We start from the raw sequence: 22,202 nt of genomic DNA on the forward strand, positions 1-22,202 counted from the left end.
CCGGACCGACTAGCCGTTGCCGGCAGCCTTGTCCTTCTCCATGGCCTCACGCAGGCTCTTCGGCCGCATGTCGGTCCAGTTCTTCTCGACGTACTCGACACACGCCTGTCGGCTGTCCTCGCCGAACACCACACGCCAGCCCTGCGGGACCTCCGAGAACGTGGGCCACAGCGAGTGCTGGTCCTCGTCGTTGACGAGCACATAGAAGCGACCGTCTTCGTCGTCAAAGGGATTGGTGCTCATTTGGCCTCGCTTGTCGCAAACTCGTTCGAAGTGCTGTCCACCCCTGTGGAAGCCTCGACCCTATCAAGGTCGTGTCGTGCAGACCGATTATCCACGATCGAAGTCAGAATCTCGCCTGCACGTACCGCGACATTAGACAACAGCGACGCGGTCAGTCCGTGCGTTTTCTCCGTTCCACCCTGAAGGTAGATTCCGGCGCGCACATTGCCCGGCGTACGCAGGCGATAGTCGCGGGCGACGTCCGGCACGGCGCCGGCGGCCGGAGCGAGGTCGCCGAGGAGGTCGTCCAGCGGCGCGGGCGCGAATCCGGTCGCCAAAACCAGCGCGTCGCACTTGAGCGTGTCGGTCAGTCCGTCGAGGTTGCTGCGCACCCCGATCTCGATGCCGTCGTCCCCGTCCACGACGGAGACGACGTCGGAGGCGCGGCGCATGAACAGCCTGCGCCGCCCGTTGACAAGCTCCTGGTACTCGGTCGAGTAGAGCTCGTTGATCAGCTCGATGTCCACGACCGAGTAGTTGGTGCTCTTGTGCAGGGCGAGGATCCGCTCGCGCTCCGCGGGGGTGGCGCCGTGCAACTCGTCCACGGCGACCGGGTCGAAGATGCGGTTCGCGTACGGGCTGTCGTCGGCGGGACTGTAGCCGTACCGGGAGAAGACGCTGTGCACCTCGGCGTCGGGGTAGTTGGTGTGCAGGTACTGCACGACCTCGGCGGCGCTCTGGCCGGCCCCGAGCACCACGAACCGGTTGTGTCGGATCTCGGGGAGGCGATCGAGGTGGAACAGGAACCGGTGGTTGTGGAAGCACCGGGGCGATTCCGTCGCCCACTCGGGCAGCCGCTCCCGCAGTCCGGCGCCCATCGACACGTTGCGGGTGACGAGTCGCTCGCCGCCGGAGGTCTCGACGACGAACTCGTCCACCCCGCCGTCGGCCGACTCGACGCCGGTCACCGACGTCACCGAGACGCCGTACGCGACCTCGGCGTCCACCTTGCCCGCCGCCCAGCACAGGTAGTCGTTGAACTCGTGCCGCGACGGGAAGAAGGTCTGATGGTTGACGAAGTCGACGAGACGACCCTTGTCGAACAGGTAGCTGAAGAAGCTGTAGGAGCTCGCCGGGTTCCGGAAGGTGACGAGATCCTTCGGGAACGCGATCTGCATGGTGGACCCGTCGAGGAGCATGCCCGGGTGCCATGCGAACTCGACCTGCCGTTCCAGGAATCGAGCGCGCACGCGGTCCTGCGGCGCGCAGGCCGCGTTGTGTTCCTCGATCGCGATGGCGAGCGCGAGGTTGGCGGGCCCGAACCCGACACCGACGATGTCGTACACCTCGCCCCGGTCGCTGCCGGCTTCCCCTGTCGAAGGCATCTCAGTCGTCCATCCTCGCCGCGAGGCGGCGGTTCCGTTCTCCGTTGGCGGCTTCGACGAACCGACAACAATTGATAGCGCAGCCTACCCTAATCTCAGGTGTCATCGCGCGTCACCGATCCCTTTCTTCGCCGATCCGACGTCCACACAGGCGTCGGTGACGAGTTCACTTGTGCGCCTTGCAATTCGGCCCGCCCCCTCGGGCGACAAGGCATCCGTCCGATATGCGAGGAATGTGTGGACCGGTCCGGGGCCCGACGGTTCGTGGAAACTCAGCGTCAGATCCGCCTGCGGAACCCCGACCGGTACCGGCACCAGCGCGCCGAACACCTCGTCGACCGCACCGAGCCGGGCCTGCTCGTGATGCACGATCACGACGCGCGGCGTCCGGTCGTCGAATCCGAGTTCCGTCGCCACGTCGTCGAACCCGACGTCCTGGTGGTCGAGCGCCGTGAGGTTCGACTCCCGCACCCGAGCCAGTACCTGCTCGAACGACGGCTCCCCCGAGGTGTCGGTCCGCAGGACCACCGTGTCGGCGAAGCAGCCGATCAGCGGGGCCAGCGCCTCCTCCGGACGGCCGGCCACCAGCGCACCGATCGGCAGATCGGTACCCGCACCCTCCTCGGTCAACGCCAGCGCCAGCGCGGTCTGCAGGACCATGAACATCGACGTCGACGTCCGCCGGGCCAGGGCGTCGATCGCCGCGTGCAGGTCCGCGTCGATCGGGAGCACGACCACGCCTGCCGTGGGGAGATCGTCCGGCCCCGCCGGAGTGTGATTGTCCGACCCCGCCGGAAGGCGCGGCTCGGACACGTCGACGAGGCGGTCCTTCCAGTAGGCCAGCTGACGGGCGTGGCGGCCGCCCGCGTCGGCGGGGTCCCCGAGCAGCTCCCGCTGCCACGCCACGTAGTCGCGGTAGGAGACCGGCAGTTCGGGCAGCTCGGGTACCGCACCGGCGGCCCGTGCCCCGTAGGCGGCGAGCAGTTCGCCGAGCAGCGGCACCACCGACCACTCGTCGACCGCGAGGTAGTGCATCACCAGCAGCAATGCCTGCTCGCCGTCGTCACCGTCGACGAGCGTCACCCGGATCGGTGCCGACGCGCCGAGATCCATCGGTTGCTGCGCCAGCCCGAACACCCTCGACCGCAGGTCGGCACCGGTGGCGTCCACCTGGTCGACCGTCGGGGTCGCGACGGGCACCCCGACCACGACACCGCCCTGGTCGACGTACCCGGTACGCAGCGGCTCGTGCCGCGCCACCACGTCGCGGAGCGCCTCGGCCAGGACCGACGGGTCGAGCGGAGCCGACGGGTAGAGGGACAGCGCGTGGCTGCCGAGGCCGGTGTGCTGTCGCCACTGTCGCCGCTGGGCCGCGGACAGGGGCACGGGTCCGTCACCATCGCGGCGAACGAGCGGCGGCCGGTCCCCGCCGCCCCGTTCGGTGGCGGCCGCGAGTTCCGCGACGGTCGGAGCGTCGAACACCTCACGGATGCTCAGCTGGGCCCCGAGCCGGGCGCGTACCCGGCCGACCAACTGCATCGCGGCCATCGAGTGCCCGCCGAGCGCGAAGAAGTCGTCGTGGACGCCCACCGAGGGCAGGTGCAGGATCTCGGCCACCAGGTCGGCGAGCACCGCCTCCCGCTCGGTGCGCGGGGCGACGTCGCCGGTCAGCTCGGCCCAGTCCGGGGCGGGCAGGGCCTTGCGGTCGAGCTTGCCGTTCGGGGTGAGCGGCAGCGGTCCGTCGAGGACGAGGACCACCGACGGAACCATGTAGTCGGGCAGCGACGCGGCGACGTGCGCCCGCACCGCGACCGGGTCGACCGTCCCGACGTCCGGAACCACGTACCCGATAAGTCGGGCGATGGCCCCGGCCCGGTCGACGACGACCGTCGCCTGGCCCACCCCGGCGGCGTCGGCGAGTGCGGCGACGACCTCGCCGAGCTCGATCCGGAAACCGCGGATCTTCACCTGGTCGTCGACTCGGCCGAGGAAGTCGAGCACGGCACCGAACGGGCTGTCCGCGTCCTCCCGCCACCGGGCGAGATCGCCGGTGCGGTACATCCGTCCGGACCCGAACGGGTCGGCGACGAAGCGGCCCGCGGTCAGCGCCGGCTTCCCGAGGTAGCCGCGGGCGAGCCCGCGGCCCGCGATGTACAGCTCACCCGCAACCCCGACCGGGACGGGACGCAGCGCCGAATCCAGCACGTACGCCTGCTCGTTCGGGTCCGGGATGCCGATCGGGACGGCCTGGTTCCAGCCGGGCTTCGCCTGCCAGAGCGTGTTGTTCACAGTGGCCTCGGTGAGGCCGTACGCGGCGAGCAGGTTCAGCCGCTGCGCCCAGCGCCCGATGAGGTCCGGCGGCACCGTCTCGGTGCCGACGAGTACGGTGCAGCCCTCCGGAACGAGACAGCCGGGTGGCAACGCCGCCATCAGGGACGGTGGGAGGATCGCGTGTGTCACCGCCTGTGCGTGCATGAAGTCGGTGAGCTCCGGGCCGGCGACGCGTGAACGTTCCGGCACGATCACGAGCCGCGACCCGGTGCACAGCGCCATCGACAGTTCGAACACGGCCACGTCGAATCCGACGGAGGCGAACTGCATCACGACCGATCCGGGTACCAGGCGCATCCGGTCCTCGGCGGTCGCGACGAGCGAGGAGATCCCCTCGTGCGAGACGATCGCGCCCTTCGGCTTCCCGGTGGACCCGGAGGTGTAGATGACGTACGCGGCGTGGTCGATCCCGTCCGGAACGGCGCAGTCCGGCGGTGTGGCAGCGTCGAGTTCGGCTGCCACGTCGGGATCGTCGAGCAGGACCCGAGCCAGGCCGGGTGCCTCGATCCGCGCGGACTCCGCGGTCGTGGAGAGCAGCACCCGGGCCGCCGAGTCCGCGAGCATGTAGGTGATGCGGTCGGCGGGGTGGCTCAGGTCGAGTGGCAGGTACGCCGCACCGAGTTTCAGCACGCCGAGCACGGCGGCGACCATGTCCACGGAGCGTGGCACGGCCAGGCCCACCACGGATTCGGTGCGGACACCGCGTCCCGCGAGGACCGACGCGATCCGGTCCGAGCGGTCGTCGAGTTCCGCGTAGGTCGCCGACCGATGTTCGTCGACGACGGCGACGGCATCGGGCGAGCTCTGCACCCAGCGCGCGAACGAGGCGTCCAGGGTCTCCTCGGGAACAACACGGCCGGTGTCGTTGAAGGACACGAGGACCCGGTCCCGCTCGCCCGGAACGAACACGTCGATCGCACCGAGCCGCCGTTGCGGATCATCCGCGACGACAGTCAGGAGTCCGAGCTGACGGCGGGCGATCGTCTCGGCGGTGGACCTGTCGAACAGGTCCGATCCGTACTCGAGCCGGAGCTGGATGCGACCGTCGGAATCCCCTGTACCGGGCAGGAATTCGGTGTAGTTGAACACCAGATCGAACTTCGCGGTGCGTTCGGTGGTGGACAGCGGCTCCAGGGTGAGGTCACCGAGATCGGTGACGTCCGGGGTACGACTGTGGTAGCCGACCATCACCTGGAACAGCGGGTTCCGCGACAGCGTGCGCACCGGGTTCACCCGCTCGACGACCGACTCGAACGGCACGTCCGCGTGCGCGAACGCCTCCAGGTCGAGTTCCCGCACCCGACCGAGCAGTTCGGTGAAGGTCGGGTCGCCGGAGGTGTCGGTGCGCAGGACGACGGTGTTGACGAAGAACCCGACGAGGTCGTCGAGCCCCTGCTCGGTACGGCCCGCCACCGGCGCACCGAGCGGAAGATCCTCCCCTGCACCGATTCTGGTGAGCAGTGCCGCCGACGCGGCGTGCAGCACCATGAACATGCTCGAGCCGGTGGACGTGGCGAGGGCGCGCAACGCCGCGGCCGTGCCCGCGGGCAGGTCGAGTTCGATCGCACCGCCCGCGAAGCTCTGCCGGGCCGGTCGCGCCCGGTCGGCGGGCAGCGCCAGTTCCTCGGGCGCCCCGTCCAGCCGCCGCTCCCAGTACCCGAGCTGCCGGCCGGCGAGCGAGACCGCGTCCGCCGGATCACCGAGAACCCCGCGCTGCCACAGCGTGAAGTCCGCGTACTGCACCGGCAGGGGCTCCCACACGGGCGGCTCGCCCCCGAGCCGGGACGCGTACGCCACCATCAGGTCACGCAGGAACGGCCGATCCGACCATTCGTCGGTCGCAATGTGGTGCAGCACCAGGACCAGCACCTGGTCCTGTGCGCCGAGCCCGATCAGACTGCCGCGCACGGGGATGTCGCGGGCCAGGTCGAACGGCCGCAACACCTCCGCCCGCACCAGGTCCGCAACGGTCGACTCGGACGCGTCCACGATCCGGAACTCGGGTGTGACCGCGTCCAGGATCCGCTGTACGGGCACACCGTCGTCGGCATCGAAGACGGTCCGGAGCGACTCGTGCCTCGCGACGACGTCCCCGAGAGCGGCGGCGAGGACGGTGCCGTCCAATCCACCGCGAACACGCAGGGCGATCGGGAAGTTGTAGGCGGCCGACTCCCGGTCCATCTGCTGGATGAGCCACAGCCGCTGCTGCGCCGCCGACAACGGAATCCGGTCCGGTCGCGTCGCCGGAACGAGCGGCGGCCGGACGGCGGACACGCGGGACCGCACCCGCTCGGCGAGGTCGGCGACTGTCGGCGCCTCGAACAGGTCCCGCATCGTCAGCTCGGTGTCCAGCGCGGCCCGCGCCCGGCTGATCACGCGGGTCGCGAGCAGGGAATGCCCACCGAGGTCGAAGAAGTCGTCCTCGGGCCCGACGTCCCGGACCTCGAGCACCTCACCGAACAGCGCGCACAGCACTGCCTCCACCCGGTCCGCAGGCGGTCGGGACGAGCCGCCCACCGAATCGGGCACCGGGGGCAGCGCCCGCACGTCGAGCTTGCCGTTCACGGTCATCGGCAGGGTGTCGATCTCCACGAACGCGCTCGGCACCATGTAGTCGGGCAGGGAGCCGCGCAGCGCCTGTGCGTACTTGTGGTGGTTCTGGCTACCAGAAGTGCGCACAGCCAGGTAGGCGACGAGGCGCTTGCCGCCGCCCGGGCCCGGGACCGCGACGACCGCACACCGCTGGACGCCGTCGAGGGCCGCGACCGCGGACTCCACCTCGCCGAGTTCGACCCGGTGCCCGCGGATCTTCACCTGGTCGTCGGTGCGGCCGAGGTAGTCGAGCATGCCGTCCTGGCGGCGGCGCATCAGGTCGCCGGTCCGGTACATCCGTGCGCCGGGGTCGAGCGGGTCGGCGACGAACCGGTCCGCGGTGAGGCCGGGACGGCCGAGGTAGCCGCGCGCCAGACCGATTCCGGCGATGTACAGCTCGCCGGGGGTGCCGTCCGGCACCGGGCGGAGCCACGAGTCGAGCAGGTGGGCGCGGGTGCCCCGGATGGGCGTGCCGACGGTGGACGCGTCGCTGTCGCCGGTACCGGCTCCGAGGGTGTTGATCGTGTACTCGGTGGGCCCGTACAGGTTGTAGCCGAACGTTCCCTCGGTGTCGCGCAGCGTGTTCCACACCGAATCGGGAACAGCCTCGCCGCCGAGCAGGACCAGCGGCGGCCGGTGCTCGCCGGGACCGTCGCCGAGCAGCCCCGCGTCGAAGAGGTGCTGGGCGTAGGTAGGCGTGACGTTGACGACGTCCACAGAGTGTGTGTTGCAGTACGCGACAAGCTGTTCCGGGTCACGGCGCAGCTGTTCGTCGCAGATGTGCACCTCGTGGCCCTCGACGAGCCACAGCAGTTCCTCCCACGACATGTCGAACGCGAACGACACCGTGTGCGCGATCCGCAGGACCCTTCCGCCGGTGAGCGCGGCCGTCGGGTCGAAGATCTCGGCGCGGTGGTTGAACTGCATGTTCGTCAGGCCGCGGTAACCGGTGACCACGCCCTTGGGGGCGCCGGTCGACCCGGACGTGTAGATCACGTACGCGGGATGGTCGAGGCGCCCCGGCGTACCGGGTGCGAACGACCCCAGCTCGGCGCCGGAGAGCGCAGTGGTGGCCCACTCCCGCCCTGCCGGTTCGTCGAGAAGCAGTACGGCACCGTCCCAGTCGAGCGTCGCCCGCACCGCGATAGTGCTGACGAGGACGACGGGTCGGGCGTCGTCGAGCATCCCCACCAGCCGCTCCGCGGGATGGTCGAGTTCCAGAGGCAGGTAGGCCGCACCGGTGCGGAGCACCGCGAACAGCGCCACCACCATGTCGGTGGACCGCGGCAGGCCGAGCGCGACGATCGCTTCCGGGCCGGCACCGGACGCGATCAGGCGTCTGGCGAGCGCGTTGATCCGGCCGTCGAGTTCGGCGTAGGTGACGCGTTCGTCCCCGAACACGAGTGCCACCTGCTCGGGCAGACGCGCCGCGGCATCCGCGAACAGGTCGGCGACGGTGACGTCGGGCAGCTCGCGGTCTGCGGGGTGCGCGGCCAGGGCGGCCCGCTCCTCCGCGGTGACCACCGCGAGCGATCCGACCGCGACGTCCCGACCGTCGACGAGCTGTTCGAGGACACCGACGAACCGGTCGAGCAGCGCCCGCGCAGTTCCGCCGTCGATCGCTTCCGGGCGGAACTCGAACTTGACCCGCATCTCCCGGCCGGGCGTGACCACGACGGTCAGCGGGTAGTGGGTGTGGTCGATGCTGTCGCCGCCGCTGATGTCGTGGGCGGCGTTCAGCGCCGACACCTGGTTCTCGTCGACGAAGTTCTGCAGCACGTACAGGACGTCGAACAGCTGCCGGTGCTCGGATTCGCGTCCGATGTTCGCCAGGCCGAGCCAGTCGTAGGCGGTCAGGTCGAGACGTTCGGACTGGCTGCGGCGCAGCAGTTCCGCGACCGACTCGTCCGGCCGCAACCGGACCCGGACGGGAACGGTGTTGAGGAACAGCCCGGCGACGGTGTCGATGCCCTCGACCTCCGGCGGGCGGCCCGCGACGGTGGTACCGAAGACGACGTCGTCACGCCCGGTGACACCGCCGAGCACGAGCGCGAGAGCGGCGGACAGCACCACGTTGACGGTCACCCCCGCGGTGGCGGCGCAGTCACGCAGCCGCACCCCGAATTCCTCCGACAGCACCGTGTCGTGCCGGCCCGGCAGCTGCGGCGGACCGGGAACCGGCGCGCCGAGCAGCGTCGGCTCCGCGACTCCGGACAGCGCGGCTCGCCAGCGGGCGCGGCCCTCGTCGGCGTCGCGTTCGGCGAGCCAGACGAGGTAGTCGGGGAATCCGCCGGTCGGGGCGGGCAGCCCGCCGTCGTCGCCCGCCGAGTCGTACAGCGCGAGCAATTGCCCCACGACGATGCCGTTGGACCAGCCATCCCACAGCAGGAACTCGCGGTTGACCACGAGCCGGTCGTGGTCGTCAGCGAGGCGCAGCACCATCGCCCGCCACAGCGGCGGCGCTGTCAGATCGAACGGAGTGAGCCGGTCGGCGGCAGCCAGTTCCGCGGCGCGGGCCTCGGGGTCGGCGAGGCCACGCAGGTCGTGTTCGGTGATCGGGACGTCGCAGTCCGCGGTCACGAACTGGACCGGCGACGGCAGTCCGGCGCTGACGAATCCCGCACGCAGCGTGGGGTTGCGGCGTTGGAGGGTGCGCAGGGCGGCCGTGAGCCGATCGAGGTCGAGCCGATGCCCGAAGTCGAGCGAGAACTGGGCCGTGTAGATGTCGTCGGTGTCGTCGAACGTGGCCTGGAAGTACAGGCCCTCCTGCAGCGGCGACAGCGGCCACACCGCCTCGACACCGGCCGGGGAGTGTGCGACGACGGTGTCGAGTTCCGACTGCGACAGCGCCACGAGCGGAACGTCGGACGGTGTGAGTGTCGCCGGGCCGTCGTGTTCGCTTGCGGTGTCGGCGATGTCGCGCAGTGCCTGCGCCCAGCCGTCGGCGAGCGCCATCCCGTCGGCCTCGGTGAGGCCGAGTTCCGACCTGCCGAACACGGCGGTCAGCACGGGGCCGTCGGCGGTCTCCTCGCAGATCGCGTTGACGATCAGCCGGTACGGTCCGCCCATGTCGGTGTCGGGATCGGCGGCGAGGGCGTCGGATTCGAGTGCAGGCGTCCACGCCGCCCCGGTCCCGGCGGCGGGCATCCGGCCCAGGTAGTTGAACAGCACCTGCGACCGCTCCCCCGCGGCGAGCGGTCCCGCGGTGCGGCCGCCGACGAAACGCAGCATGCCGTAGCCGATTCCGCCGTCGGGTGCGGCCCGCAGCCGCTCCTTGACGTCCGCGAGGACGGCGCCGGGCTCCTCCCCGGCAGCGAGGCGCACCGGCGCGATATTGGTGAACCAGCCGACCGTGCGGGACAGGTCGACACTGTCGGCGAGTTCCTCGCGCCCGTGGCGTTCGAGGTCGACGAGCAGGTCGGACGTCTCGCGGCCGGTGTCGTGCTGCCAGCGGGTCACCGCGATGCGGAGCGCCGCGACGAGCACGTCGGTGACGTCCGCGTTCGCGAGGGTCGCGCCCGCGCCGAGCACCGTCGCCGTGACGTCCGGAGCGAGGGAGACGCGGTGCTGCGCGCCGGTTCCGATGGTGGCGTCCCCGGAGGACTCGGGTACCAGGGCGGCACCGGGTGCGGTGACCGCGGTCCAGTGGCCGAGCTCGCGCAGTCGTGCGGCGTGCGTCGCCTGCTCGGTGACGAGCGCACCGAAGCGGCGCAGGGAGGTGCCCACCGGGTCGAGGGCAGGTCGCTCCCCGGCCGCGACCGCGACGGCCGCCATCGCGAGGTCCTCGAGCAGGATGCGCCAGGACACGCCGTCGACGACCAGGTGGTGCGCGACGATCAGCAACCGTCCGGCCGTGCCCGGCCCGGCGTCGAGGTGCACGGCCTGCACCATGACTCCCCGTTCGGGATCGAGGCGGGCGGCAGCAGCGGCAGACTGCTCGGCAACCGTCGCGCGCAGGGTGTCGGAGTCGGCGGTCACGGCGGTGAGAACGGTTGCCGCGTCGACCGTTCCACGTGCGGTGGTCCGCAGGGACCAGACACCGGGAGCATGCCGGGTGAGGACGGCGCGCAGGCCGTCGTGGTGGTCGAGCACGGCCTGCAGCGCGGCGGTCAGCGTGGCGGTGTCGAGTCCGGCCGGCAGGTGAACGAGCATCGACTGGTTGAAACGGTCCGTGCCACCGGACCATTCGGACAGCCGGTGCACGACAGGCAGCGGGTTCAGTTCCCCGATTCCGTCGTCGGGCCGGGCGGAGCCGGCGGTCGCTCCGGCAGCGGCCGCGTCGAGGGTGCTCTCACCGAGCAGCCGCGCGAGCGCCGCCGGGGTGCGCGCCTCGAACACCTGCCGCGGGGTCAGCGTCAAGCCCTCCCGGCGCGCGACGTTGACGAGGCGGATCGCGAGGATGGAGTCCCCGCCGAGCGCGAAGAAGTCGTCGTCAGCGCCGACGCGTTCGAGGCCGAGCACCTCCGCGACGAGGTGCGCGATCCGGCCGTCGGCAGCGGCGGCCGGGGCAGACGGGGTCGCGACGGCGGCGAAATCCGGTGCGGGCAAGGCTGACCGGTCGAGTTTGCCGCTGGGGGTCAGCGGCAGCGCGTCGAGTTCCACGTATGCGCTCGGCACCATATGCGCCGGCAGCGCCTGTGCGCACTTCTGGTAGTCCGCGCTACCAGAAGTGCGCACAGGTACCACGTACGCCACGAGCTGCTGGTGACCGGGCCGGTCCTCCCGCACCACGACGGCGGCCTGCGCGACGGACGGGTCGCGCAGCAGCGCCGCCTCGATCTCGCCGAGCTCGATGCGGAATCCGCGAAGCTTGACCTGGTTGTCGGCGCGACCGAGGTAGTCCAGTTCGCCATCGATCCAGCGCACCAGGTCACCCGTGCGATACATCCGCTCCCCCGCCACGAACGGGTCGGCGACGAAACGGTCGGCGGTCAGGGCCGGCCGGCGGAGGTAGCCGCGGGCGAGTTGCGGTCCGGCAAGGTACAGCTCGCCGGTGAACCCGTCGGGTGCGGGCCGCAGGTAGCGGTCGAGGACGTACACCCGAGTGTTCGCGACAGGTGTCCCGATCGGTACCGACGTCGCCGACGGGGCGATCGACTCGGCGCCGAAGTGGTGGGTCACTTCGACCGACGCCTCGGTCGGCCCGTACAGGTTGTCGAGCCGGACGCCTGGCAGGACCTGCGCGAACCGGCGGGCGGTCGCGGCGGGCAGCGCCTCACCGGAGCAGGCGACAATCCGTAGCGAGGTGCACCGCGGTGCAGCGGGTTCGGCGAGGAACAGGTCCACCATCGAGGGTACGAAGTGGGCGCGGGTGATTCCCGTCGCGGAGATCAGCTCGGCCAGGTGAGCGGGGTCGCGGTGCCCGCCCGGGCGGGCGAGGACGACGGTCGCGCCGGCGATCAGCGGTCCGAAGAACTCGGGCACCGACACGTCGAAACTCGACGGCGTCTTCTGCAGCACCCGGTCCCCCGGGGCGAGCGGTTCCTCGGACTGCAACCAGCGCAGGCGGTTCACGACCCCGCGGTGCGGGACGGCGACACCCTTGGGGCGACCGGTCGAGCCCGAGGTGTAGATGACGTACGCGGGGTGATCGGCGCGCGCGCGGCGCGGCAGGAAGGAGGCGTCCCCGCCCCTGTCCCCGAGGTCGACGACCAATTGCTCGGCTGCGGTGTCGATGCCGCCGGGTCCGGTCAACACGACCACCGGACGGGCGTCGTCCACCATCATCGCCAGGCGTTCGGCCGGGTAGTCCAGGTCCAGCGGCAGGTAGGCACCGCCCGCCTTGCCGACTGCGAGCAGCGCGACCATCAGTTCGAGGGAGCGGCCCAGCGCGACGGCGACCACCGACTCGGCTCCGACACCCCGTTCGACGAGCCTGTGCGCCAACCGGTTCGCGTGCTCGTGCAGCTCCGCGTACGTCAGCGTCGCGCCCTCGAACTCGACGGCCACCGCGTCCGGATGAGTGTGCGCGGATTCGTCCAGGAGTTCGGTGAGCGTGGTGGCGTCGCGCGGCGACGGCGACCACCGCCGGTCACCGCCACGTCCGGACGGGTCGAGTGCCGCTATCGGCGTGGCGGGCGCGGCGGACACCTGGTCGAGCAGCGCGATCATGCCCTCGGCGAGGGAGCGTGCGGTGGCCCCGTCGACGACGGCGGGCCGATACTTGACCTCCAGCCGCAGTTCGTCGCCCGGCGCGACGAGCAGGGTCACCGGGTAGGGCGGGTTCTCCTCGAAGCGGATGCCGGTGATCGCGACCCGGCCGGTGACGTCCGTGGCGGGTCCGTGCCCGAGGGGATAGTTCTCGAACACGACGAGCGTGTCGAAGAGGTTCTGCAGACCGGTGATTCGCCGCAGGTCGCCCAGCCCGAGGTACTGATGGTCGAGCAGTTCGGACTGTTCCCGCTGCCAGCGGGCCAGCGCCTCCACCACCGGTTCGTCACCACGGAACCGCATCCGCGCGGGCACGGTGTTGATGAACAGTCCGACCATCGTCTCGATCCCGGGCAGGTCACCGCCGCGGCCGGACACGGTGGACCCGAACAGCACGTCCTCGCGCCCGGACAGCTGCCCGAGCAGCAGCCCCCACAGGCCGTGCACGAGGGTGCTGGTGGTCAGGCCGTGACCGCGGCCGAACTCGGCGAGCGCGGCGGTGCGATCAGCGGGCAGCCGGACCGAGACCGCGTCCACGGCGTCTCCGGTGGCGCCGCTCGATGCGACGAGGCCGCCGTCGTCGACGCCGGCGAGTGCGGCGCGCCAGAGGTCCAGCGAGGCAGACCGGTCCCGGTCCGCCAGCCAGTGCAGGTAGTTCCGGTAGGGCGTGGGCTGCGGAAGCACCGGCGCCGGGCCCTCGGGTGTGTACAGGGCGAGGAGTTCGCGCAACATCACCGGCACCGACCAGCCGTCCGCGACGACATGGTGGATCGACTGCAGCAGCACACTTCGGTCCGGCCCGGTGCGCACCAGCAGGTAGCGGACCAGCGGCGGGCGGGCGAGATCGAATCCGCGGGCGCGGTCGTCCGCGAGCAGGGCGGCGACACGTTCCTCGACCTCGACGTCCGAGCGGCCGGACAGGTCGACGAATCCCATCGGGACCGTCGGATGCGACTCGACGACCTGCACCACGCGACCGTCGGCGAGCACGTGCAGGCCGGTGCGGAGCGCCGCGTGCCGATCCACCAGCGCCTGCAACGCGGACGCGAGGGTCGGTGGGTCGACCGGACCGGTCAGCTCCACGACCTGTTGCACAACATAGGGATCGAGGTGCTCGCCCTCGAAGGTGCTGTGGAAGTGGATGCCTTCCTGCAGCGGTGTCAGGGCGAGCACGTCGGCGAAGCCGGGGACGGCCGTCTCGAGCTGATCGACGTCCGCCTGCGCGAGCCGGGCACCCGGGAAGTCGGACGGTGTGCGACCGCCGCGGTCGGCGACCCCGGCGAGGGCGGTCAACGCGTCGGTCCAGCCCGCGGCGAGGTCCTCGACGTGCGCGCGCGAAACGGTCCCGGGCGCGAAGGTGATCGTGGTGCGCAGCGTCGGCCCGTCGGGTCCGTCGTGGGTGACGGCGTCGACGGTGATCGCGTGCCGCATCGGGGCGTCGGGGTCTGCGGCGCCGCCGACGGCGGTCGGCAACCAGTCGCCGGCGCCGTCACTCGACGCGGCCACCCGGCCGAGGTAGTTGAACAGCACCTGCGCAGCGGCGTCACCGCCCAGGTCCGCGTCGGCGAGGTACCGCAGTGCCCCGTAGCCGATGCCGTTGCCCGGCACGGCACGCAACTGTTCCTTGACCGCCTTCACGCCGCGGGCGAGCGCGTCGGCGTCACCCGGATCAGCTGTGCCCGCGTCGATCAGGACGGGGTACAGGCTGGTGAACCAGCCGACGGTCCGCCCGAGGTCGACCCGGCGCCCGGCCGCGTCCTCCTCGCGGCCGTGGCCCTCCAGGTCGATCACGACCGCGGTCCCGCCGTCGGCCTGCGACCGTGCGAGGGCCGCGGCGAGCGCGGTGAGCAGCACGTCGTTGACACGGCCCGCGAACGCGGCGGGCACCGAGGTCAGCAGTGGACCCGTGACGGCCGGACCCAGGTGCACGGTCACGGTGTCCGCGTCCGCCCAGGTACCGGTCGGCGCGACCGGGTGCGAACGCCGCAGGTGGTCCAGGGTGGTGCGCCAGTGGTCGAGTTCGGAGTCGAATCGACCGGTGTCCGCGCTCTCCCGCAGCAACTGCGACCAGCGGCGCAGCGAGGTCGCGCCGACTGTCGGTGTCAGGGTGTCCGGCGCGACGACCGCGCGTGCGAGGTCCTCGACCAGGATCCGCCACGACACCCCGTCCACGACGAGGTGGTTGGCGACGAGCAGCACGCGACCGGGCTCCGCGCCGCCGTCGAATCGGACCGCCTGCAGCATCACCCCGGCTTCCGGATCCAGTCGTGCTGCCGCGGAGCGTGTTTCGCGTGAAACAGCATCGTCGAGCGTGTCGGGGCCGGGAAGCGGGACCGTGCGCAGCAGGCCGAGTGCGTCGACGGACTCGGGGACGACGAGCGACCACTTGTCGCCGCGTCGCAGTCGGGCACTCAGCGCAGGATGCCGTTGCACCAGAGTGTGCAGGGCGCCGCCGAGCGTGTCGTCGTCCACGCCCGCCGGGACGGTCAGCAGCACCGACTGGTGGAAGCGGGCCACCGCGCCGCCGCCCGCGCGGGTGTGCGCAATGATCGGGGTCTCGGCGATCTCGCCGACCGCGATGTCGTCGACGTCAACCTCCGCGACATCGCGGCCGTCGAGGGCGCGAGCCATCGCCGCGACAGTGCGCAGCGAGAACACCTCGCGGGCAGCGAGAACCAGGCCGGCTGTCCGGGCCTGGTTCACCACCTGGATGGCGACGATACTGTCGCCACCGAGGGCGAAGAAGTCGTCTGTGACACCGACGGACTCCAGTCCCAGGACCCCGGCGACGATCGCGGCGAGTCGATGCTCGAGATCGGAGCGCGGCGCGATGCCCTCGAGTCCAGCCCGGAGATCGGGTTCCGGCAGCGCCCGCCGGTCCACCTTGCCGTTCGCGGTCAGTGGGAACCGGTCGAGCACCACCACCGCGGTCGGGACCATGTACTCCGGTAACTGGGTGGCCGCCCACTCCTTGACGGCCGGACCGTCGAGGCTCCCGTCGTCCGAGATCACGTAGGCGGCGAGATACTTGGCGCCACCGCTCTCGCGGACCAGCACCGCGCTCTGCCGGACACCGGGATGCCTGCTCAGCGCGGACTCGACGTCCTCGAGTTCGAGACGCATGCCCCGGATCTTGACCTGGTTGTCGGCGCGGCCGACGAAGTCGAGCGTGCCGTCCTCCGTCCACCGGGCGAGGTCACCGGTCCGGTACAGGCGAGTCTCACTGTGCCCGAAGGGGTTCGCAACGAACCGGGCGGCAGTGATTCCCGGGGCGCCGACGTAGCCGCGACCGAGCAGGTAGCCGGCCGCGTACAACTCCCCCGCGGTGCCGGGCGGGACGGGGCGCAGCCGGGAGTCCAGCACGTACAGCTGTGTGTTCGGGTTGGGTCGGCCGATCGACGTGGCGATGCGTTCGGCGCTGTCCCGGTACACCACGTGCGAGACGCCGATCGTCGCCTCCGCGGGGCCGTAGCCGTGGTACAGCGTGGTGCCGAGCTGCCTACGGAATCTGTCGAACAGTTCCGGGGTCAGCACCTCGCCGCCGCACCAGACGTGCCGCAGCCCGTCCAGGGCGGAACCGCCCTCCGCGAGGTCGAGGAGCACCGACAGCATCGACGACACCAGGTACACGAAGGTGACGCGTTCGCGGTCGATCAGGTCGAGCAGCAGGTGCGGGTCACGTTCGGCCCCGGACTCGGCGACGACCAGACGTCCGCCCGACACCAGCGGCAGCAGGATCTCGTTGACGGAGATGTCGAAGGACAAGGGCGCCTTGAAGAGTGAGGCGTCACCCGGCCCGAAGCCGAGGATCTCCCGGACCTGCCAGTCGAGGCGGGCGCAGATCGCCTCGTGCCGGATCATCGCACCCTTGGGCCTGCCGGTGGAACCCGAGGTGAAGATGACGTACGCCAGCGACTGGCCGCGCGCCGAACACGGCACCGGGTCGCCTGCGTGGTGTCCGTGAGCCCAGTCCGCGAGGTCGACGGCCACCGCCGCGTCGGAGTCGGCCGGCACCCCGTCCGGTCCGGTCAGGACGAGGCGCGCACCGGCGTCGGCGAGGACCTGGGCCCGGCGGTCCGCGGGCCAGGCCGGGTCGAGCGGGACGAAGGCGCCACCGGCCGCCATCACCGCGAGCAGTCCGACCACCATCTCCGGGGACCGCGGAAGCCCCACCGCCACGACCTCTTCCGACCGCAGTCCACGTTCGGCGAGGTGCCGGGCGAGCTGGTTCACCCGAGTTCCGAGCTCCCCGTACGTCATCCGGACGTCCCCGGCGACCAGCGCTTCCGCGTCCGGACTCGCCGCGACCTGCGCCGCGAAGGCCTCCGGGACCGTGCGCTCCACCTCGGGGCGCGCGGTGTCGTTCCACTCCACCAGGATTCGGTCACGCTGCCGCGCGGACATCACGTCGACGGAGTCGACCGGCGCCTGCGGATCGGCTGCGAGGCCGCGCAGGAACTCGGTGAGCTGGGTGCGGTGTCGTTCGAGATCGTCGGCGAGCCCCGCACCGACCCGCACGTCGATGCGCAGCGGTTCACCGTCCTGTCCGCCCTGGACGGTGAAGTCGAGGTCACCGATCGCACCGGTGACCATGTGCTGCGGGAACGCGGGATGCCCTCCGAAGGTCATCTGATGCTCGAACATCAGGATGTTGACACCGGGACCGAACACCCGGCGCGACGGATCGCTCGCGCGCAGTTCGCGGGCGAGGTCCTCGCCGCGGTACCGGCCGTGGCGCAGCATGCCGATCAGCTCACGGTCGATGCGTTCGACCAGGTCGGCGAGGGTGGCGTCACGGTCGATCCGCAGGCGCATCGGCAGGATCGTCGACGCCATGGACGGCAGGTGCCGCAGCGCCTTTCCTGCCCGCCCGGTCAGCGGTACCGACAGCACGAGGTCGGAGGTGCCGGAGACGCGGTGCAGGTAGCCGGCGATCATCGCGAACGGGATCCGGGTGCGTCGAATGCCTGCCGAATCCGCATATCGGTACAGTCCCGCAACGGTTTCCGGGTCGAGAGTCACCGTCGCCGAGATCGGGGGCGCGGCCGGATCCGGCGACGGCGACGTCAGCGCGGGCGGCTCGGGCGCCTCGGCCATCGCCGACAGCCAGTGGTCGCGGTCGGCCTCGAACCGGGCCGACGCACGGTAGTCGAGGTCCGCGTCGACCGCGGCGCGCAACGACCAGTCCTTCGCGGCGACGTCGAGGTCCGGCTGCTTCTGCCGGTCGATGACCTCCTCGACCAGCCGGAGGATGCCGAAGCCGTCGACGACGCTGTGGTGGTAGCGCTGGTACCACCAGGTGCGTTCGGCACCGAGCCGGAGGACGGCCTGCGTGAACAGGGCCTCGTCGTTGTCGAGGGTGGACACCGTCCGCATGTCGGCGTCGATCCAGTCGCGGGCGGCGGCCTCGGGGTCCGGCCGGTCGCGCAGGTCCACGACGTGCAGCGTCCACGCCTCCGGGTCGAGTGGATGCTGTCGCAGTACCCGGTCCGGCCCGAGGGCGAATCGCACGTGCAGCGGCTCGGCTCGTCGGATCGTCCGGTAGACGGACTCGACCGCACGGCCCACGTGCAGCGGTCCACCGATCTCGACGGTGAGCGCGATGTTGTACGCAGGGCTCTCGGGCGCGAGCTGCTGCGCCACCCACACCTCGGACTGCGCGGCCGTCGCCGGGTACCACCTGTCGAGGTCGTACTCGTGATCGGTCGGGTCCGAGAGCGACTGCATGGGTGTCCGATCTTCGTGTGGCGGCCCTCAGGTCGCGCGAAGCAAGGTCGAAGGTGAGGATAGGCTTCCCACCCCCGACTCGGACACCCTTACTCAGCTACCACTCAGGAAGTCCAGAATGACCGAATTCACCACGTCGGGACGCTCGAGGTAGCCGTAGTGGCCGCAGTCCTCCAGCTCGACGTACCGCGAACCGGGGATCGCCTTCGCGACCTCCGCTGCCAGCGTCGGCGGAACCAGACGGTCGTCCGCGAACCCGACGGCGAGGGTCGGAACCGTGATCCGGCCGTACGCGGGCAGTCGGTCGCCGAAGTCGTCGAGGTTCTGCTGCGCGCGGACACCGGGCGTCGTCTCGCCCTTCGAGAACGCGAAGATGTCGAGCCAGTCCTGCGCTGCCATCGGATCCACCAGCGACGCGGGCGACAGGTTCAGCACCGCGGTGATCGCCGCCCGGTACGAGTCGGGCAGCACGATGCCCTTGCGATCCAGCTCGCGTTCGCCCTCCGACAGGTACTTCTGCAGGGTGTCGCGGCGACCGTGCGCGGCGAGGAAGACCGCACGACGGACCAGGTCCGGGCGGGTGAGCGAGAGTTCCTGCGCCACCCGCGCCCCGAGCGAGGTGCCGACCACGTACGCGGGTCCACCGAGGTGCTCGATCAGCGCCGCGGTGTCCGCGACCATGTCCTCGACCGTGAACCCGTCGGCGCACTCGTCGGTCGGCGCGATGCCGCGGTTGTCGAAGGTGCACACGCGGTAGCCGGCCGCGACCAGCGCCGGCACCTGGTGCAGCTCCCACACCCGGCCGGGACTGCCCGTCCCCATGATCAGCACCACCAGGTCACCGGACCCCTTGACCTGGTAGTTCAGCTGGATCCCGTTGATGGTGGCGAGCGGCATAAAGAACCTTTCGTACGGACGTGGACCCGCCCGACACCCGGCTGGCCTACGCTGGCCCACCGTCGACCCCGTTGCGGCGCCGAGGCGCCCCGCCGTGCCCAGAAATAATCCTTCAGGAGGACATTCGTGAGAGTCGCGACGCTCGGTTATCAGACGTGGGGTCACCGTACCCTGCAGGCGCTGCTCGCATCGAAGCACGAGGTGGTCCTCGCGGTGACGCATCCGCGCAGTGAGCACGCCTACGAGCAGATGTGGGCCGACTCCGTCGCCGACCTCGCCGCCGAACACGGTGTGCCGGTGCACATCGCGAACACCCCCGACGCCGATTTCCAGGCCGCACTCGCGGACGCCGAGCCGGACATCATCGTCGCGAACAACTGGCGCACCTGGCTGCCGAAGGAAGTGTTCGACCGTCCCCGCCACGGCACCCTGAACATCCACGACTCACTGCTGCCGAAGTACACCGGCTTCTCGCCGCTGATCTGGGCGCTGATCAACGGTGAGTCCGAGGTCGGGTTGACCGCGCACCTGATGGACGAGGAACTCGACGCGGGCGCCATCGTGTTGCAGCGCGCCACCCCGGTCGGGCCGAAGGACACCGTCACGGACCTGTTCCATCGGACGGTGGACATGATCGGGCCGATCGCCGTCGACGCACTCGACCTGATCGAATCGGGGCGCACCGACTGGACCCCGCAGGACCGGTCGCAGGCCACCTTCTTCCACAAGCGGTCGATCGAGGACAGCCGTATCGACTGGACCTGGCCGGCGGAAGTGCTCGAGCGGTTCGTGCGTGCCCAGTCCGACCCGTATCCGAACGCGTTCACCACCTTCAAGGGACAGCGCATCCGGGTGCTCGAGTCGTCGGTGTCGAAGGGGTGCTACGGCGGGACCCCGGGCCGGGTGTTCATCCACGAGGGCGACGGCATGGTCATCGTCGCCGGCCCGGACGCCTGGACGGGACGCAACCGCGGACTGTCCGTCGAGCGGATCCGACTGGACGACGGCACCGAGATGACCGGACGTGAGTTCTTTCCGCACGGCGGCGGTTACCTGGGACGATGACGTCACGGTGAACACGACGTGGCGGTGTCTGCGGAACCGGCACGCCGGGGCGGACCGGACGGTACCTTTCCTGCCGTGACGAACCACGCGCGCACCACCACCGTTCGCGTCCTCGGACTGGTCGCCGCAGGCACGGTCGCGGCCGGCCTGTTCGGGCCCGCCCCCGCCCTCGCCGACTCCAGCGACATCACCTCCGCGTCGAGTGGATTCGGCTCGGTCGAGCAGCCGACCCTGCCCGAGATCCCGCCGCCGTCCGCGGCCGCGATCCGGCTCGACGGCGCCCGGAACTTCCGCGACATCGGCGGATACACCACCACCGACGGCCGTACGGTCCGCAGCGGTCTGGTCTATCGGTCCAACAAGCTCAGTACCCTCACCGACGCGGATCTCGCGAAGCTGACCGCCGCGAACGTCACCCTCGACGTGGACCTGCGGAACGTGTCCGAGCGCGGCGAGGCCCCGGACCGGCTGCCCGACGGCGTCCGCTACCAGGTGGCCGACGTCGTCAGCATCGACCACGGCATCGCGTTCCACGAGTTCGTCCCCGTCACCCTGGGCCGCGCGCTGATCGACGGCGCCGTCACCGGGACCTCGGACATCGGCCAGACCATCGGCTACCCGTTCATGGTCAACTTCCGCGGCTCCGACGTCGCGTTCGGCGACCTGCTGCGCGCCGTCGCCACCAACCCGGACGGCGCCACCGTCTACCACTGCAGCGCGGGCAAGGACCGCACCGGCTGGGGCACCGCGATCCTGCTGACCCTGCTCGGCGTGCCGCGGGACATCGTGAGCGCCGACTTCATGGCGTCGAACGCCTACCTCGGTCGCGACGACGCCGTCGACCTGTCGTGGCTCAACGCCGCGTTCGCTCAGGCCGAGCGCCTGTACGGCAGCGTCGACGCCTACGTCCGCGACGGGCTCGGCGTGGACCAGGCGACCGTCGACGCGCTGCGCGCCAAGCTGCTGAACCAGGGCTACGACTTGACCGCGTAGCCCATGTAGGAGATGGCCGTGGTGCGGGTGCGCCCGAAGTCGAGGCGACGGGACACCTCCCCCCACGACAAGCGACCCCGTGCCGCACGCATCATGTCGAAAACCCGCAGCGGGTTCTTCGACCGCGGGCCCAGCCCCACAATGGCTCCGGTGTGCAGTCCCCGCCTGCTCATCGCCTGCGCGAGTTCGGTGGGCCGGATGCACATCGACCAGTCGTGGACGGCGGTGTCGAAGAGTCGGGTCAACCGCCACTCCTGCATCATCTTGATGGCCACGAGCCGGCTCGTCCTGGTCCGGTTGATGGTGTCGAACAGGAACAGCCCGCCGGGCCGGAGCACCCGGGCGACCTCACCGACGACGACGTCCACGTCGGTCACGTGCTCGAGAACGTCGCAGCAGTACGCGAGGTCGAAGGCGTTGTCGGGGAACGGGAGTCGCTCGCCGACCCCGACCCGGTAGTCGATGTCGAGGTCGCCGGCGGCCGCGTGGGAACGCGCGGCGTCCACGGACACCGCGGACGGATCCACGCCGACCACACGGCATCCGACGCGCGCGAACTCCTCGGCGAGGAACCCGCCGCCGGAACCGATGTCGACAGCGTCGAGTCCCGTGAGGTCGCAGCCGATCCGGGTGGTGAGGACCTCATGGAAGTAGGCGAAACGTCCCGGGGTGAGGCTGCCGTGCAGCATGTTGAGGGGGTTGTCCTCGTCCCACCACGTCGTGCCGACCCGGTTGTAGACGTCATTGTCGATCGGCACCGGATTCACCTGCGCATCCTCGAGGGGAACGACCCACCCGCCACCATCGCACGCCCGCCGCCGTCGCACCACCCGGCGGCTG

General features: G+C 70.8%; 7 protein-coding genes. 2 read left to right on the forward strand and 5 right to left on the reverse strand.

All coding sequences use genetic code 11. The features are described from left to right. Positions 1–9: 9 nt before the first annotated feature. From ACFSJG_RS25780 to ACFSJG_RS25795, 4 genes are all read right to left on the reverse strand, one after another. On the reverse strand, positions 10–243 hold the full coding sequence (locus ACFSJG_RS25780) for an MbtH family protein (protein ID WP_007532125.1): 234 nt from the start codon (positions 241–243) through the stop codon (positions 10–12). Further along, on the reverse strand, positions 240–1,607 hold the full coding sequence (locus ACFSJG_RS25785; RefSeq protein WP_378488099.1) for a lysine N(6)-hydroxylase/L-ornithine N(5)-oxygenase family protein: 1,368 nt from the start codon (positions 1,605–1,607) through the stop codon (positions 240–242). Before ACFSJG_RS25785 ends, ACFSJG_RS25780 begins: the two co-directional genes overlap by 4 nt. Before the next feature lie 102 nt (positions 1,608–1,709). Next, entirely contained in the window at positions 1,710–18,407 is a 16,698-nt protein-coding gene (locus tag ACFSJG_RS25790) for an amino acid adenylation domain-containing protein (protein WP_378488100.1), read from the reverse strand. Positions 18,408–18,500: 93 nt separating this feature from the next. After that, positions 18,501–19,304 (reverse strand): alpha/beta fold hydrolase, encoded by an 804-nt coding sequence (locus ACFSJG_RS25795; RefSeq protein ID WP_378488101.1) that lies wholly within the window; start codon positions 19,302–19,304, stop codon positions 18,501–18,503. Between the two features lie 126 nt (positions 19,305–19,430). Between ACFSJG_RS25795 and ACFSJG_RS25800 the strand changes: the two genes are divergently transcribed. After that, positions 19,431–20,369 (forward strand): methionyl-tRNA formyltransferase, encoded by a 939-nt coding sequence (locus tag ACFSJG_RS25800; protein WP_378488102.1) that lies wholly within the window; start codon positions 19,431–19,433, stop codon positions 20,367–20,369. Between the two features lie 75 nt (positions 20,370–20,444). Then, a complete protein-coding gene (locus ACFSJG_RS25805; RefSeq protein ID WP_378488103.1) occupies positions 20,445–21,362 on the forward strand; it encodes a tyrosine-protein phosphatase in 918 nt (305 codons plus the stop codon). Here ACFSJG_RS25805 and ubiG read toward each other — a convergent pair. Beyond that, positions 21,344–22,120: a bifunctional 2-polyprenyl-6-hydroxyphenol methylase/3-demethylubiquinol 3-O-methyltransferase UbiG gene (gene ubiG, locus ACFSJG_RS25810; protein ID WP_378488104.1), complete on the reverse strand. Its 777-nt coding sequence runs from the start codon at positions 22,118–22,120 to the stop codon at positions 21,344–21,346. The genes ACFSJG_RS25805 and ubiG overlap by 19 nt on opposite strands. Positions 22,121–22,202 lie beyond the last annotated feature (82 nt).

This window comes from Rhodococcus gannanensis (assembly GCF_042681175.1).
Classification (GTDB): Bacteria; Actinomycetota; Actinomycetes; order Mycobacteriales; family Mycobacteriaceae; genus Rhodococcus_G; species Rhodococcus_G gannanensis.

What these genes read in the sequence shown, in the direction of transcription:
- ACFSJG_RS25780 (WP_007532125.1), bottom strand. Translation starts at nt 243, where the DNA reads ATGAGCACCAATCCCTTTGACGACGAAGACGGTCGCTTCTATGTGCTC.
- ACFSJG_RS25795 (WP_378488101.1), bottom strand. Translation starts at nt 19,304, where the DNA reads ATGCCGCTCGCCACCATCAACGGGATCCAGCTGAACTACCAGGTCAAG.
- ACFSJG_RS25790 (WP_378488100.1), bottom strand. Translation starts at nt 18,407, where the DNA reads ATGCAGTCGCTCTCGGACCCGACCGATCACGAGTACGACCTCGACAGG.
- ACFSJG_RS25785 (WP_378488099.1), bottom strand. Translation starts at nt 1,607, where the DNA reads ATGCCTTCGACAGGGGAAGCCGGCAGCGACCGGGGCGAGGTGTACGAC.